This is a genomic window from Pseudomonas sp. CG7 (assembly GCF_023701885.1).
In the GTDB taxonomy this organism is placed as follows: Bacteria; Pseudomonadota; Gammaproteobacteria; order Pseudomonadales; family Pseudomonadaceae; genus Aquipseudomonas; species Aquipseudomonas zanjanensis.
This window is the reverse complement of record NZ_JABAEE010000038.1, coordinates 1-14993: the sequence shown is the minus strand read 5'-3', so window position 1 is coordinate 14993 and position 14993 is coordinate 1. Positions and strand designations below refer to the sequence as shown.

Here is a 14993-nt window from a genome sequence, read left to right as displayed (position 1 = left end):
ACTTTTATACAAAGATCGACGCCTGCTTGAGGGCATGACGCCTGTCCGGGGTACTGCACGGATTCGTGGCACACCTGTAGGAGCTATCGGTAAGTTGTGGCAGAACTTGATAGCGGGTGCCTGAATCGGTCTTTTCCGGTAGCATTCCCCAGAGTTTGACCCGCCTGGAAGCCCCCCAATGTCCGACCGCCTGACCCTGCTGCGTCCCGACGACTGGCATATTCATCTTCGCGATGGTGCTGTGTTGACCCATACCGTCGCCGATGTCGCGCGCACCTTCGGGCGCGCAATCATCATGCCTAACCTGGTTCCGCCCGTGCGCAACGCCGCCGAGGCCGATGACTATCGCCAGCGTATCCTCGCCGCGCGCCCGGTTGGCAGCCGCTTCGAACCGCTGATGGTGCTTTACCTTACCGACCGCACCCAGCCCGAAGCGATTCGCGACGCCAAGGCCTGCGGTTTTGTCCACGCCGCCAAGCTGTACCCCGCCGGCGCGCCCACCAACTCCGATTCCGGCGGCACCAGCATCGACAAGATCTTCCCGGCGCTGGAGGCCATGGCCGAAGTCGGCATGCCGCTGTTGATCCATGGTGAAGTCACCCGGGGCGACGTCGACGTGTTCGACCGCGAGAAGATCTTCATCGACGAGCACATGCGTCGCGTCGTGGAGCGTTTCCCGACCCTCAAGGTGGTGTTCGAACACATCACCACCGGCGATGCCGTGCAGTTCGTCAACGAGGCACCGGCCAACGTCGGCGCGACCATTACTGCCCATCACCTGCTGTACACCCGCAACCACATGCTGGTGGGCGGGATCCGGCCGCACTTCTATTGCCTGCCGATCCTCAAGCGCAATACCCCCCAGGAAGCCTTGCTGGACGCCGCCACCAGCGGCAGCGCCAAGTTTTTCCTCGGCACCGACTCGGCCCCCCACGCCCAGCACGCCAAGGACGCGGCCTGCGGTTGCGCCGGCTGCTACACCGCCTATGCCGCCATCGAGATGTACGCCGAGGCGTTCGAACAGCGCAACGCGCTGGACAAGCTCGAAGGCTTTGCCAGCCTGCACGGTCCGCGGTTCTACGGCCTGCCGGTGAACACCGATCGTATTACCCTGGTCCGTGACGAATGGACCGCCCCTGTCAGCCTGCCCTTCGGCGAGCAGACCGTCATCCCGCTGCGCGCCGGTGAAAAACTGCGCTGGCGCCTGCTGGAGGAAAACGCGTGAGTGAAGATCATTTCGACGACGAGCTGGACGGCAACGGTGGTTCGGGCGGCGCCCGTCACCCCATGGCCGCGCGGTTCCGTGGTTATCTGCCGGTCGTCGTCGATGTCGAAACCGGTGGTTTCAATTCCGCCACCGACGCCCTGCTGGAAATCGCCGCGACCACCATCGGCATGGACGAAAAAGGCTTTGTGTTCCCTGATCACACCTACTTCTTCCGCGTCGAACCGTTCGAAGGCGCCAACGTCGAAGCGGCGGCCCTGGAGTTCACCGGGATCAAGCTCGATCACCCGCTGCGCATGGCGGTCAGCGAAGAAACAGCCCTGACCGACATCTTCCGTGGCGTACGCAAGGCGCTGAAAGCCAACGGTTGCAAGCGAGCGATCCTGGTCGGCCACAACAGCAGCTTCGACCTGGGCTTCCTCACCGCCGCCGTCGCGCGCCTGGACATGAAGCGCAACCCGTTCCACCCATTCTCCAGCTTCGACACCGCGACCTTGGCGGGCCTGGCGTACGGCCAGACTGTCTTGGCCAAGGCCTGCCAGGCAGCCGACATCGACTTCGATGGCCGCGAGGCCCACTCGGCCCGCTACGACACCGAGAAGACCGCCGAGCTGTTCTGCGGCATCGTCAACCGGTGGAAAGAGATGGGTGGCTGGCAGGATTTCGACGACTGACATCGGCGCCAGATCCAGCTCTTGTGGCTCTTGTGGCGAGGGAGCTTGCTCCCGCTGGGTGGCGTAGCCGCCCCAAATATTTTGTGAGCGCTTCGCACTCAAGCGGGAGCAAGCTCCCTCGCCACAGGGTCCAGAGCCAAAGATTCTGCGTCTCTGCCGATCATTCGGTTTGCACTGCCCATAAAAAAACCGGCCCATCAAGGGCCGGTTTTTTTATGCCTGGGTGCGCTTACAGCTTGTCGCTGTGCTCGCCCAGGTAAGCGGCAACGCCTTCAGGCGATGCGGTCATGCCCTTGTCGCCTTTTTTCCAGTTGGCCGGGCAGACTTCGCCGTGCTCTTCGTGGAATTGCAGCGCGTCGACCAGACGGATCAGCTCTTCCATGTTACGGCCCAGCGGCAGGTCGTTGATGATCTGCGAACGGACGACACCCTTGTCATCGATCAGGAACGCGCCACGGAAAGCCACGCCGCCTTCGGACTCAACGTCATAAGCCTTGGCGATTTCGTGCTTCATGTCGGCAGCCATGGTGTATTTCACCTGGCCGATACCGCCATTGTTGATCGGGGTGTTGCGCCAGGCGTTATGGGTGAAGTGCGAGTCGATCGAAACAGCGACCACTTCAACGTTGCGCGCCTTGAAATCGTCCATGCGGTGATCCAGTGCGATCAGCTCGGATGGGCAGACGAAAGTGAAGTCCAGCGGATAGAAGAACACCAGGCCGTATTTGCCTTTGATGGCCGAGGACAGGGTGAAGCTGTCGACGATTTCGCCGTTGCCGAGGACGGCTGGAACGGTAAAGTCCGGGGCTTGTTTGCCTACGAGTACGCTCATGGGATATCTCCTGATGTAATAGCGTGAAAACAAGGTCCGGGCCAGCCTGCCACCCTCAGGCGACAGCCCTGTGACACGAACCCGCTTACAAGGGCCGACCATCATACACCGCGCATTTGGACTGTCTTCAACGGTTTTTTGTGGTATCGAAAAATCGCCGCCCCGCTGCGGGCCGCTTTCGTCGCGCTGGATAAAACCGTTCGTCAGCCTGACGTCACCTGGGTGAAAGTCCTTGAGAAACCACTTTGACAATCATTCTCGATAACATTAAGATCCGTCTCAATTGAGTCACAACCAGCGACGGTTCTCACTTATGTATGTATGCCTCTGCACTGGCGTCACCGACGGGCAAATCCGCGAAGCGATCTATGAAGGTTGCTGCAGCTATCGCGAAGTCCGCCAGGCCACCGGCGTAGCCAGCCAATGCGGCAAATGTGCCTGCCTGGCCAAGGAAGTGGTGCGTGAAACCCTCGCCAAGGTGCAAACGGCACAGGCCTCGATCCCTTACCCGGTAGAATTTACTGCCGCGTAAACACAGCTTTTCAAGGAACCGGACTTAGTGTCCGGTTTTTTTATGCCTGAAAATCAAATAGTTAGCGTCCAGACGCGGAACACAAACATTCTTATTCCGATTAATTTTCATTTATTATTCAATAACTTAGGTTTGACACTGGTAAATACGCGGCTCAAACTCCGCCCTATACACAGCTATTACAGGGCAGGCCTCATCATGAAAGGCGACATTACAGTCATCCAGCATCTCAACAAGATCCTTGCCAATGAGCTGGTCGCGATCAACCAATACTTCCTGCATGCGCGCATGTACGAGGACTGGGGCCTGAACAAGCTGGGCAAGCACGAGTACCACGAGTCCATCGACGAGATGAAGCACGCGGACAAGCTGATCAAGCGCATCCTGTTCCTCGAAGGCCTGCCGAACGTCCAGGACCTGGGCAAGCTGCACATCGGCGAACACACCCAGGAAATGCTCGAGTGCGACCTGCGTATCGAGAAAGCCGGCCACATCGACCTGAAGGCCGCCATCGTCCATTGCGAAAGCGTTGGCGACTTCGGTAGCCGTGAACTGCTGGAAGACATCCTCGAATCCGAGGAAGAGCATATCGACTGGCTGGAAACCCAACTGGGCCTGATCGACAAGATCGGTCTGGAGAACTACCTGCAATCGCAGATGGGTGAAGAGTAAGTTTCCCCAGTAGCAAGCCACTAAAAAGCCCCGCCCTCTTTCGAGAGGCGGGGCTTTTTATTACCTGGACTCCAGGCCACACCGAAACCACTGTGGGAGCGAGCTTGCTCGCGAAAGCGTTGTATCAGAAACATCAACAGAGACTGACACACCGCTATCGCGAGCAAGCTCGCTCCCACAAGGTCTAATGTTCACCACAACCAGTGTGGTGAACAGACTTCCATGGATCAGGCTTCGGTCTTGTTCGCCGCTGCTGCTTCCACAGCTGCCTTGATCGTGGTCTGCAGAGAGCCGTCAGCGGCCATCTCGGTCATGATGTCGCTACCGCCGATCAGCTCACCACCCACCCACAATTGCGGGAAGGTTGGCCAGTTGGCGTACTTGGGCAGGTTGGCGCGGATTTCCGGGTTCTGCAGGATGTCCACGTAGGCAAACTTCTCGCCACACGCCATCACCGCCTGGGCGGCCTTGGCCGAGAAACCGCACTGTGGCGCGTTCGGCGAGCCTTTCATGTAAAGCAGGATGGTGTTGTTGGCAATCTGGTCTTTAATCGTTTCGATGATATCCACGGAGCACCTCGGCTTAAACTTTGCGACTTCAGATGTCGACACGGTGGCGCATTGTAACGGAAAGCAGAACGTGCTGCTCAGGGACAATTTTACGCAGCCGCCACCTTCACCGGAACACCGTTGAGCGCCGCGTTGCCGGATAACTCATCGAGCTGACAGTGATCGGTCAAGTCGTTGGCGCTGGAGCCTGGCTGTGCGCTGGCAATGGTCATCTGCACGCCCGGCCGGGCATGGCCCCAGCCGTGGGGCAGGCTGACCACGCCTTTCATCATGTCCAGGCTGCCCAGCACCTCGACTTCGATGACCCCCACCCGCGAACTGACGGTCACGCGCTGCCCATCGACAAGGCCGCGAGAAGCGAGGTCATCCGGGTGCATCAGCAACTGATGACGCGGCTTGCCCTTCACCAATCGATGGAAGTTATGCATCCAGGAGTTGTTGCTGCGCACATGGCGGCGGCCAATCATCAGCAACTCATCCGGCTCAGGCGCCTGCAACGCGGCAAAGCGGGCGAGGTCAGCGAGAATCACCGCTGGCGCGGCCTGCACCCGCTGGTTTTCGGTTTTCAGCCGTGGAGCCAAGTTGGGTTTGAGCGCGCCGAGGTCGATGCCATGGGGATGGTCGAACAGGGTCACCAGGGACAGCTTGTGCGGCGAGGCGTCGCCATACGCCCCGTTGCGCAGGCCAAAATCGATCATCTGTGCCGGCGGCATGGTCGGCTTGAGCTCCTTGCCGGTCCGGGCGGCGAAGGCCTTGGCCAGGCCGACGAAGATTTCCCAGTCATGCAGCGCCCCCTCGGGCTTGGGCAGGATCGCCCGGTTGAAACGGGTCACGTTGCGCACGGCGAACAGGTTGAACGTGGTGTCGTAGTGATCGTTTTCCAGGGCCGAGGTCGAGGGCAGGATCAGGTCGGCGTAACGGGTGGTTTCGTTGATGTACAAATCGACACTGACCATGAACTCCAGCCCATCCAGGGCCTGCTCCAGTTGCCGCCCGTTGGGCGTCGACAGCACCGGATTGCCGGCCACGGTCACCAACGCGCGAATCTGGCCTTCGCCCTCGGTCAGCATCTCCTCGGCCAGGGCTGACACCGGCAGCTCCCCGGCGTATTCGGGACGCCCGGACACCCGGCTCTGCCAACGGTTGAAATGCCCACCCGAGGTGGTGGCCACCAGGTCCACCGCCGGCTCGGTGCACAGCGCCCCGCCCACCCGATCAAGCTTGCCGGTGACCAGGTTGATCACCTGGATCAGCCAGTGGCACAGCGTGCCGAACGCCTGGGTCGACACGCCCATCCGTCCATAGCACACCGCTGACGGCGCGGCGGCGAAGTCCCGGGCCAATTGCCGGATCTGCGCGGCCGGCACCGCACAGAGCGGACTCATCGCTTCAGCCGTGAAGGAAGCGACGGCCGCGCGCACCTCGTCCAGGCCGTCCACCGGCAGATGACTGTCACGGGTCAAGCCTTCGCCGAACAAGGTATTGAGCAAGCCAAACAGCAGCGCGGCATCGCCACCCGGGCGGACGAAGACGTGCTGGTCAGCTATGGCCGCCGTTTCGCTGCGGCGTGGATCGACCACAACCACTTTGCCGCCACGGGCCTGGATCGCCTTGAGGCGCTTTTCCACGTCTGGCACGGTCATGATGCTGCCGTTGGAAGCCAGTGGGTTGCCGCCGAGGATCAACATGAAATCGGTGTGATCGATGTCTGGAATCGGCAGGAGCAGGCCGTGACCGTACATCAGGTGACTGGTCAAATGATGAGGCAGTTGGTCCACCGAGGTCGCCGAGAAACGGCTGCGGGTCTTCAACAGCCCCAGGAAATAGTTGCTGTGGGTCATCAGCCCATAGTTATGCACACTGGGGTTGCCCTGGTAGACGGCCACCGCGTTCTGGCCGTGACGCGCCTGGATAGCCGCCAGGCGCTCGGCCACCAGCGCGAAGGCATCGTCCCAGGCGATGGGTTGCCATTCGCTGCCGATGCGTTGCATGGGTTGGCGCAGGCGGTCTGGATCGTTCTGGATGTCTTGCAGGGCCACGGCCTTGGGGCAGATGTGACCACGGCTGAATGTGTCCAGCGCATCGCCCTTGATCGAGGTGATCGCCAGGCCCTGGCCGTCGGTTTCGGTGGTTTCGAGGGTCAAGCCACAGATGGCTTCACACAGATGGCACGCACGGTGGTGGAGAGTCTTGGTCATGGCCAGTCTCTGTTTTATTCGTGGCGGGCACTTTCGGCCGCGGGAACAAAACTATGGCGCGTGATTCCCGGCAGCGCCAGCGACGTTCGTCCTGTGAATTGCCGGGCATCAGGCCCGCCGATGAGGTGCGTTCAAGGGCCTTCGGGAGGTGGCGCCAGGAGTTGGATTTCCTCGATGGTTTCCACTTGTTCCTGGGCGATGGGTACACCGGTCAGCTCGCCAATCAACCGCCAATGCTCGTCGAGGCCGCTGCTGATCGTAGCCATGCGATCGATCATCCGCCGGCCGGCGGCCTTGGTCACTTCGTCATCGCTGCGCAGCAATTCGAATGACATGGACGTCACCGAAGCCGTCAGGTGCGTCAGCGAGCGTGCGGTCAGCCCCAGCAATTCCATCAGTTGTTGCTCTTTCGAATCCATTTCGGGCTCCTGTGCCGCTGAGGCTCATTTATAACCCAGGCCTTTGCATTAGGAAATGTTTCACAAGCACCAGCAGACAGGCGAAAGGACACAATGGCATGGCAAAAACCGACCATCCTCCATCACGCGCCCGCCACGCTTGATTGCCAAGCCGAGCAACGCCAGTGTACAAATGGGTCGCTGCTGTCAGGAAACCGGCCACAAATTTGCCATCGCAGTCCTGGGATGGCCTCGCTGAACGCCCCAAAAACCGTAGCCCTATTGGTAAGACGCGACATTTAATTATAAGATCGCGCCTTCCCCTATTTCGTCGCCCCGTGCGGCTTTTGCCGCAGGTCTCGCCCGTTTTTTCATTAGACAAGGCTTTGAGCTTCTGCGGTCAGTTACAAAAAGGTAGTCAATCATGAGCGCAAGGCACTTTCTCTCCCTGATGGATTTCACGCCCGATGAGTTGCTCGGCGTGATCCGTCGAGGCGTGGAGCTCAAGGACCTGCGTAACCGCGGCGTACTGTTCGAGCCCTTGAAAAACCGTGTGCTGGGGATGATCTTCGAGAAATCATCGACCCGCACCCGCATCTCTTTCGAAGCCGGCATGATCCAGCTGGGCGGCCAGGCGATCTTCCTGTCGCCCCGTGACACCCAACTGGGCCGTGGCGAACCCATCAGCGACTGCGCCATCGTCATGTCGAGCATGTTGGACGCGATGATGATCCGTACCTTTGCCCACAGCACCCTGACCGAGTTCGCGGCCCATTCCCGCGTACCGGTGATCAACGGCCTGTCCGACGACCTGCACCCTTGCCAACTGCTGGCCGACATGCAGACCTTCCTCGAGCACCGTGGCTCGATCCAGGGCAAGACCGTGGCCTGGATCGGCGATGGCAACAACATGTGCAACAGCTATATAGAAGCGGCGATGCAATTCGACTTCCAGCTGCGCATTGCCTGCCCTGAAGGCTTTGACCCCAATGCCGAGCTGCTGGCCAAGGCCGGGGACCGAGTGTCCATCGTCCGCGATCCGAAACAGGCCGTGGCCGGTGCACACCTGGTGAGCACCGATGTCTGGACCTCCATGGGCCAGGAAGAGGAAACCGCCAGGCGCCTGGAGCTGTTCGCGCCACTGCAGGTCAACCGGGCCCTGCTCGACCTGGCGGATGCCGACGTGCTGTTCATGCACTGCCTGCCGGCCCACCGTGGCGAGGAAATCAGCATGGACCTGCTGGATGATCCGCGTTCGGTAGCCTGGGACCAGGCCGAAAATCGCCTGCACGCGCAAAAGGCCCTGCTCGAGTTCCTGGTCGAGCCGGCGTATCACCCCGCATGAGCCACGCCCTGCTGCTGAACTTGCACAACCTGGCCTGCGGCTACCAGGACCAGCGGGTCGTCCAGAACCTCAACCTGCACCTCAATGCCGGTGACATCGGTTGCCTGCTCGGTTCGTCCGGCTGCGGCAAGACCACGACGTTGCGTGCCATTGCCGGCTTCGAACCGGTGCATGAGGGTGAAATCCAACTGGCTGGGGAAACCATCTCCCGCGCCGGTTTCACCCTCGCCCCGGAAAAGCGCCGCATCGGCATGGTGTTCCAGGATTACGCCCTGTTTCCCCACCTGAGCGTGGCACAGAACATTGCCTTTGGCATTCGCAAGCATCCGGACAAGGACCGCATCGTCGAAGAGCTGCTGGAACTGGTCAACCTGAAGCACCTGGGCAAGCGTTTTCCCCATGAACTGTCCGGCGGCCAGCAACAACGCGTGGCCCTGGCCCGTGCGCTGGCGCCGGAACCGCAGTTGCTGTTGCTCGACGAGCCGTTCTCCAACCTCGATGGCGAGCTGCGCCGCAAGCTCAGCCATGAAGTTCGGGACATTCTCAAGGCCCGTGGCACCAGCGCGATCCTGGTCACCCATGACCAGGAAGAAGCCTTCGCCGTCAGTGACCATGTCGGCGTATTCAAGGAAGGTCGCCTGGAACAGTGGGACACGCCCTACAACCTGTACCACGAACCGCTGACGCCATTCGTCGCCAGTTTCATTGGCCAGGGCTATTTCATTCGTGGCCAGCTCGACAGCCCGGAATCGGTACAGACCGAACTGGGCATCCTGCGTGGCAACCGGGCCTATACCTGGCCCATCGGCGGTGCGGTGGATGTGCTGCTGCGCCCAGACGATATCGTCTATGCGCCGGACAGCCCGCTCACCGGCAGAATCATCGGCAAGACCTTCCTAGGCGCCTCAACCTTGTATCGCCTGCAGTTGCCCACAGGCGCGCAATTGGAATCGATCTTCCCCAGCCATGCCGACCATCAGGTGGGCGCCGACGTCGGCATCCGCGTGGCGGCTGAGCACCTGGTGCTGTTCCAGGCCTCGGGCAGTACGGCGGCGCAGATCCCGCCGGTGGACAGCGGTGTGCGACGCTACAGCGCGGCCAGCTAAAATCCGAAGAAATACGAACCTCTGTGGGAGCGAGCTTGCTCGCGATGGCGTAGGCACATTCAACATTGATGCGAGCTGAACCACCGCTATCGCGAGCAAGCTCGCTCCCACAGTTGATCTCCCACAGATCTCATTGGCTTGAGTGCTGACTCACCCCAGCATCAACGTCCCACTGGCCACCAACGTCGCATGCCCGCCAATCTTCACCCGCTCACCCTCCAACCGGCAAAACAACGCCCCGCCCCTGGCCGAGCATTGATAAGCCGTCAGCCCGTGTTTACCCAGGCGTTTGGACCAGTAGGGAATCAGGCTGCAATGGGTCGAGCCAGTCACCGGGTCTTCGTTGATGCCGATCGCCGGGGCAAAATAGCGCGAGACAAAATCATGCTTGCTCCCCGGTGCGGTGACGATAGCGCCGGGCCAGGGCAGTTTCGCCAGGGCCGCCATGTCCGGCTTGCAATCGAGCACCGCTTGCTCCGATTCCAGTACCACGAACAGTTCGTTGGAACTCAACACATCCACCGCTTCGACGCCCAAGGCACTCTGCACCGCCAGGGAGACGCCCAATTCGGCAGGCACGACGGCCGGAAACTCCAGCCACAGCCGCTCCCCCTCGCGCGTCACGCTCAGCGAACCGGACCGGCAAATGAAATCCAGGCGCTCGACGGGTTCGTGATAGACCTCGAACAGCACGTAAGCGCTGGCCAACGTGGCGTGCCCACACAGCGGGACTTCGGTGGTAGGGGTGAACCAGCGGATATGCCAATGCTGGCCTTCACGCACCAGAAACGCGGTTTCGGCCAGGTTATGTTCGGCGGCAATCTTCTGCATCAAGTCATCGGCAAGCCAGCCGTCGAGCCGATAGACCATCGCCGGGTTACCGCCGAATGGCCGGTCACTGAACGCATCGACCTGATGAAACGCAAGCTGCATGGCACTTCTCCTTATTTTTCTGATGCGCCAGCATGGGTGCAGCGGCAAGGCTTAATCCAGAGACAGATCAGCAGAATTTTCACCCTACAGCGCCGGATAAAAACATCGGCCAGGCCTTACGCCCCTGTGGCGAGGGAGCTTGCTCCCGCTTGGCTGCGCAGCAGCCACCCGGCTATCAAGTCCGCCCAATATCGGCAAACGCCGCCCCGGTGTGCTCCTTCAATACCGAAGGCGCCAACTCGACTTCCAACCCACGCCGCCCCGCACTGACGAACATGCTGGCGAGCGGCTGTGCGGAACTGTCGATAAACGTGCGCAGACGCTTCTTCTGCCCCAGCGGGCTGATCCCGCCGAGCAAATAACCGGTCGAACGCTGCGCGGCGGCCGGGTCGGCCATCTCGACCTTCTTCACGCCGGCGGCATGGGCCAGGCCTTTCAAATCCAAACTCCCGGCCACAGGCACTACCGCCACCAACAGCTCACCTTTTTCACTGGCCGCCAACAGCGTCTTGAACACCTGCGCCGGATCCAGCCCGAGCTTTTCCGCCGCCTCCAAGCCATAGGAAGCAGCCTTGGGGTCGTGTTCATAGCTGTGGATGCGATGTTCGGCGCGCACTTTCTTAAGCAGATCCAACGCGGGTGTCATGACCGCTCCTGACAAAGGAAATCCAAAACGAGTGAGCGGATTCTAAGCCATCGCCTGTGAAAAGGCTCCGGGACTGCACTGCAACGACCGGCGACGCCGCGCCAACAGGGGAGTCATTCACAGCGCGGATAGTTGAAATATGACCGACGGTTCACTTTCGACCTTTGACACCAGCGTTTCTTGTCTATATTTTTTCGAAACTGAAAGCCACATTGCATGTCTCAAGCTGCAACCCGAGATCAGGATGGGGATCCTGCCTCGGTGGAAATCGCGCAATCGTGCTGTATCGAACGCGCTGCAAAACAACAAAAAACCGAGGTTTGAATGACAACTGCTTTACAACAGCCGCCCCTGTCCAGCCAATGCCTGGCCGAATTCCTGGGAACGGGCCTGCTGATCTTTTTCGGCACCGGTTGCGTCGCGGCGCTCAAGGTCGCGGGTGCGAGTTTCGGCGTGTGGGAAATCAGCCTCAATTGGGGCGTCGGTGTCAGCATGGCAATCTATCTGAGCGCGGGCATTTCCGGCGCCCATCTCAACCCCGCCGTCAGCATCGCCCTGTGCCTGTTCACCGACTTTGAAAAACGCAAACTGCCCTTCTACATCATTTCCCAAGTGACCGGCGCTTTCTGCGGCGCCCTTCTGGTCTACACGCTGTACAGCAATCTATTCTTCGATTTCGAACAATCCCGGCACATGGTTCGCGGCACCGAAGCGAGCCTCGAACTGGCCTCGGTGTTCTCCACCTACCCGCACGCGGCATTGTCCACTGGCCAGGCCTTTCTCGTGGAAGCGATCATCACCGCCATTCTGATGGGGGTCATCATGTCCCTGACCGATGACAACAACGGCTTGCCCCGTGGCCCACTGGCGCCGTTGCTGATCGGCCTGCTGATTGCCGTGATTGGCAGCTCCATGGGACCGCTGACGGGCTTTGCGATGAACCCGGCGCGGGACTTCGGTCCTAAACTGATGACTTTCTTCGCAGGCTGGGGTGAAATTTCCCTCACGGGTGGACGCGATATCCCGTACTTCCTGGTTCCGGTTTTTGCGCCGATCGTCGGTGCGTGCCTCGGTGCCGCGGCTTATCGCGGGTTGATTGCCCGCCACCTGCCCAGCGCCATAACTGCTACAAAGGATGCAACACCGGCCATTGACGGCAAGCCCAGAACATCCTGAAACAGTCGACGCAGGCTCTTGCCCATCGAACCTGCGCCGTGGCTTCTTCCTTTTACGTCCCAAGGCAATCGACATGACCGATATCCAGAACAAGAATTACATCATTGCCCTCGACCAGGGTACGACCAGCTCGCGGGCGATCATCTTCGACCGTGACGCCAACGTGGTCTGCACCGCCCAGCGCGAATTCGCCCAGCATTACCCACAAGCCGGTTGGGTCGAACACGACCCGATGGAAATCTTCGCCACCCAGAGCGCGGTCATGGTCGAGGCCCTGGCCCAGGCCGGCCTGCACCATGACCAAGTGGCGGCCATCGGCATCACCAACCAGCGGGAAACCACCGTGGTCTGGGACAAGACCACCGGTCGGCCGATCTACAACGCCATCGTCTGGCAGTGCCGGCGCAGTACCGAGATCTGCCAACAGCTCAAGCGCGACGGCCACGAGCAATACATCAGCCAGACCACCGGCCTGGTCACCGACCCGTACTTCTCCGGCACCAAGCTCAAGTGGATCCTGGACAACGTCGAAGGCAGCCGCGAGCGCGCGCGCAACGGTGAGCTGCTGTTCGGCACCGTCGACAGCTGGCTCATCTGGAAATTCACCGGCGGCAAGGTCCACGTCACCGACTACACCAACGCCTCGCGCACGATGCTCTTCAATATCCACTCGCTGGAATGGGACGCGAAGATGCTCGAGATCCTCGACATCCCTCGCGAAATGCTCCCTGAAGTGAAGTCGTCTTCGGAAATCTACGGCCGCACCAAGAGCGGCATCGCCATTGGCGGCATCGCTGGCGATCAGCAGGCCGCCCTGTTCGGGCAGATGTGCGTGGAGCCGGGCCAGGCGAAAAACACCTACGGCACCGGCTGCTTCCTGCTGATGAACACGGGCAAGAAGGCCGTGAAATCCAATCACGGCATGCTCACCACCATCGCCTGCGGCCCCCGTGGCGAAGTGGCCTACGCCCTGGAAGGCGCGGTATTCAATGGCGGCTCCACGGTCCAATGGCTGCGCGATGAACTGAAGATCATCAACGACGCCCTGGACACCGAATACTTCGCCAACAAGGTCAAGGACAGCAACGGCGTGTACCTGGTGCCCGCCTTCACCGGCCTCGGCGCGCCGTATTGGGACCCCTATGCCCGTGGCGCGTTGTTCGGCCTGACCCGCGGCGTACGGGTCGATCACATTATTCGCGCAGCGCTGGAGTCGATTGCCTACCAGACCCGCGACGTACTCGACGCCATGCAGCAGGATTCGGGCGAACGCCTCCGGGCCCTGCGCGTCGACGGTGGCGCGGTGGCGAACAATTTCCTGATGCAGTTCCAGGCCGACATCCTCGGCACCCGGGTCGAGCGGCCGAAAATGCGTGAAACCACGGCCTTGGGTGCGGCGTACCTGGCCGGCCTGGCGTGCGGTTTCTGGGGCAGCCTGGAAGAACTGCGGGGCAAAGCGGTGATCGAGCGCGAATTCGAACCGCAACTGGACGAGCCGGCGAAAGAGAAACTCTACGCCGGCTGGCAGAAAGCGGTCAGCCGCACCCGCGATTGGGAGCCCCACGAAGACGCGGAATAAAGGCCGACAAGATTCCGAAACTGGCCGGGAGTGGATTCCTGCGGCATCATGGGCAAATTTTGTACGGCAGCCCAAAGGAAGCCCCATGAATCTGCCTCCCCGCCAGCAACAAATCCTCGAACTGGTCCGCGAGCGCGGCTATGTCAGCATCGAGGAAATGGCGCAGCTATTTGTCGTCACCCCGCAAACCATCCGCCGCGACATCAATCAACTGGCGGAAGTGAACCTGCTGCGCCGCTACCACGGCGGCGCCGCCTACGATTCAAGCGTGGAAAACACCGCCTACGCCATGCGCGCGGACCAGATGCGCGACGAGAAGCACCGCATCGCCGAAGCCATCGCCGCCCAGATCCCCGATCACGCCTCGCTGTTCATCAACATCGGCACCACCACCGAATCCATCGCCCGGGCACTGCTCAATCACAACCACCTGAAGGTCATCACCAACAACCTGCACGTGGCTTCGATCCTCAGTGCCAAGGACGATTTCGAAGTCCTGGTCGCTGGCGGTAACGTACGGCGTGACGGCGGCGTGGTGGGCCAGGCCAGCGTCGACTTCATCAATCAGTTCAAGGTCGACTTCGCCCTGGTGGGCATCAGCGGGATCGATGAAGACGGCAGCCTGCTGGACTTCGACTATCAGGAAGTGCGGGTTTCCCAAGCCATCATCGCCAACGCCCGGCAAGTGCTGTTGGCGGCGGACTCCAGCAAATTCGGGCGCAACGCCATGGTCCGCCTGGGGCCTATCAGCCTGATCGACTGCCTGGTGACCGACCAGCAGCCAGTACCGGCCCTGGCGCAACTATTGACCCAGCACAAGATTCGGCTGGAGGTGGTCTGACTTCCCCCCCGCCGCCCCCCCTGTGGCGAGGGAGCTTGCTCCCGCTCGGCGGCGTAGCCGTCGTAAAATCGGCCTGGTGCGGTTAGCCTGAAGAAAAACGCCAGCCTGCTTGGGATGGCTTCGCCATCCAGCGGGAGCAAGCTCTCATCAAACAAAATCCATCCCCTTGTTCTCCAAAGCTTTTTAAGCTGCGACCAATCGAACACCCAGCTTTGTAGCCTTACGCTGTAAGGCTCTAAGCTGACGATCACGGCTTTTGGCCTCGTA

General features: G+C 60.7%; 15 protein-coding genes. 9 read left to right on the top strand and 6 right to left on the bottom strand.

Annotation, left to right across the window (positions count from 1 at the left end; genetic code table 11):
- Positions 1-178: 178 nt before the first annotated feature.
- Positions 179-1225, top strand: coding sequence for a dihydroorotase (gene pyrC, locus HGO40_RS16625; protein ID WP_250963897.1), 1047 nt, complete (start codon positions 179-181; stop codon positions 1223-1225).
- A complete protein-coding gene (rnt, locus tag HGO40_RS16620; protein WP_250963896.1) occupies positions 1222-1899 on the top strand; it encodes a ribonuclease T in 678 nt (225 codons plus the stop codon). The genes pyrC and rnt overlap by 4 nt, the downstream gene beginning before the upstream one ends.
- A gap of 229 nt (positions 1900-2128) precedes the next feature.
- On the opposite strand, the gene HGO40_RS16615 is transcribed toward rnt, so the two are convergent.
- The gene (locus HGO40_RS16615; RefSeq protein ID WP_003204949.1) at positions 2129-2731 is read right to left on the bottom strand and encodes a peroxiredoxin; all 603 of its coding nucleotides are present in this window, start codon (positions 2729-2731) and stop codon (positions 2129-2131) included.
- Positions 2732-3044: 313 nt separating this feature from the next.
- Between HGO40_RS16615 and HGO40_RS16610 the strand changes: the two genes are divergently transcribed.
- Both HGO40_RS16610 and bfr read left to right on the top strand, forming a co-directional pair.
- Positions 3045-3263, top strand: a complete 219-nt coding sequence (locus HGO40_RS16610; RefSeq protein WP_003178704.1) for a bacterioferritin-associated ferredoxin — start codon at positions 3045-3047, stop codon at positions 3261-3263.
- 198 nt (positions 3264-3461) lie between these two features.
- A complete protein-coding gene (gene bfr, locus HGO40_RS16605) occupies positions 3462-3935 on the top strand; it encodes a bacterioferritin (protein ID WP_250963895.1) in 474 nt (157 codons plus the stop codon).
- Positions 3936-4162: 227 nt separating this feature from the next.
- Here the strand turns inward: bfr and grxD are convergent, their stop codons facing one another.
- The 3 genes from grxD to plzR all read right to left on the bottom strand — a co-directional run bounded on the left by grxD (position 4163) and on the right by plzR (position 7121).
- Positions 4163-4504: a Grx4 family monothiol glutaredoxin gene (grxD, locus tag HGO40_RS16600; RefSeq protein ID WP_058542208.1), complete on the bottom strand. Its 342-nt coding sequence runs from the start codon at positions 4502-4504 to the stop codon at positions 4163-4165.
- An 89-nt stretch (positions 4505-4593) separates the two neighbouring features.
- Entirely contained in the window at positions 4594-6702 is a 2109-nt protein-coding gene (locus tag HGO40_RS16595; RefSeq protein WP_250963894.1) for a molybdopterin oxidoreductase family protein, read from the bottom strand.
- Positions 6703-6833: 131 nt separating this feature from the next.
- The gene (gene plzR / locus HGO40_RS16590; protein WP_053124551.1) at positions 6834-7121 is read right to left on the bottom strand and encodes a PlzR type 4 pili assembly inhibitor; all 288 of its coding nucleotides are present in this window, start codon (positions 7119-7121) and stop codon (positions 6834-6836) included.
- Positions 7122-7524: 403 nt separating this feature from the next.
- Between plzR and argF the strand changes: the two genes are divergently transcribed.
- Together argF and HGO40_RS16580 are read left to right on the top strand one after the other, a co-directional pair.
- A complete protein-coding gene (gene argF, locus HGO40_RS16585) occupies positions 7525-8445 on the top strand; it encodes an ornithine carbamoyltransferase (RefSeq protein ID WP_250963893.1) in 921 nt (306 codons plus the stop codon).
- Complete coding sequence (locus HGO40_RS16580; protein WP_250963892.1) at positions 8442-9551, top strand: ABC transporter ATP-binding protein; 1110 nt, start codon at positions 8442-8444, stop codon at positions 9549-9551. Before argF ends, HGO40_RS16580 begins: the two co-directional genes overlap by 4 nt.
- Positions 9552-9701: 150 nt before the next feature.
- On the opposite strand, the gene HGO40_RS16575 is transcribed toward HGO40_RS16580, so the two are convergent.
- Positions 9702-10484 carry a PhzF family phenazine biosynthesis protein gene (locus HGO40_RS16575; RefSeq protein WP_250963891.1) on the bottom strand — a complete coding sequence of 261 codons (783 nt, stop codon included), beginning with the start codon at positions 10482-10484 and terminating at the stop codon, positions 9702-9704.
- Between the two features lie 175 nt (positions 10485-10659).
- On the bottom strand, positions 10660-11130 hold the full coding sequence (gene ybaK, locus HGO40_RS16570; protein ID WP_186706328.1) for a Cys-tRNA(Pro) deacylase: 471 nt from the start codon (positions 11128-11130) through the stop codon (positions 10660-10662).
- 324 nt (positions 11131-11454) lie between these two features.
- Here ybaK and HGO40_RS16565 point away from each other — a divergent pair, with 324 nt between their 5' ends.
- The 3 genes from HGO40_RS16565 (at position 11455) to HGO40_RS16555 (ending at position 14726) form a co-directional block, all read left to right on the top strand.
- Entirely contained in the window at positions 11455-12306 is an 852-nt protein-coding gene (locus tag HGO40_RS16565) for an MIP/aquaporin family protein (RefSeq protein WP_250963890.1), read from the top strand.
- Between the two features lie 73 nt (positions 12307-12379).
- Positions 12380-13885: a glycerol kinase GlpK gene (gene glpK, locus HGO40_RS16560; protein WP_053124564.1), complete on the top strand. Its 1506-nt coding sequence runs from the start codon at positions 12380-12382 to the stop codon at positions 13883-13885.
- An 85-nt stretch (positions 13886-13970) separates the two neighbouring features.
- Positions 13971-14726 (top strand): DeoR/GlpR family transcriptional regulator, encoded by a 756-nt coding sequence (locus HGO40_RS16555; protein ID WP_250963889.1) that lies wholly within the window; start codon positions 13971-13973, stop codon positions 14724-14726.
- The last annotated feature ends 267 nt before the right edge of the window (positions 14727-14993 follow it).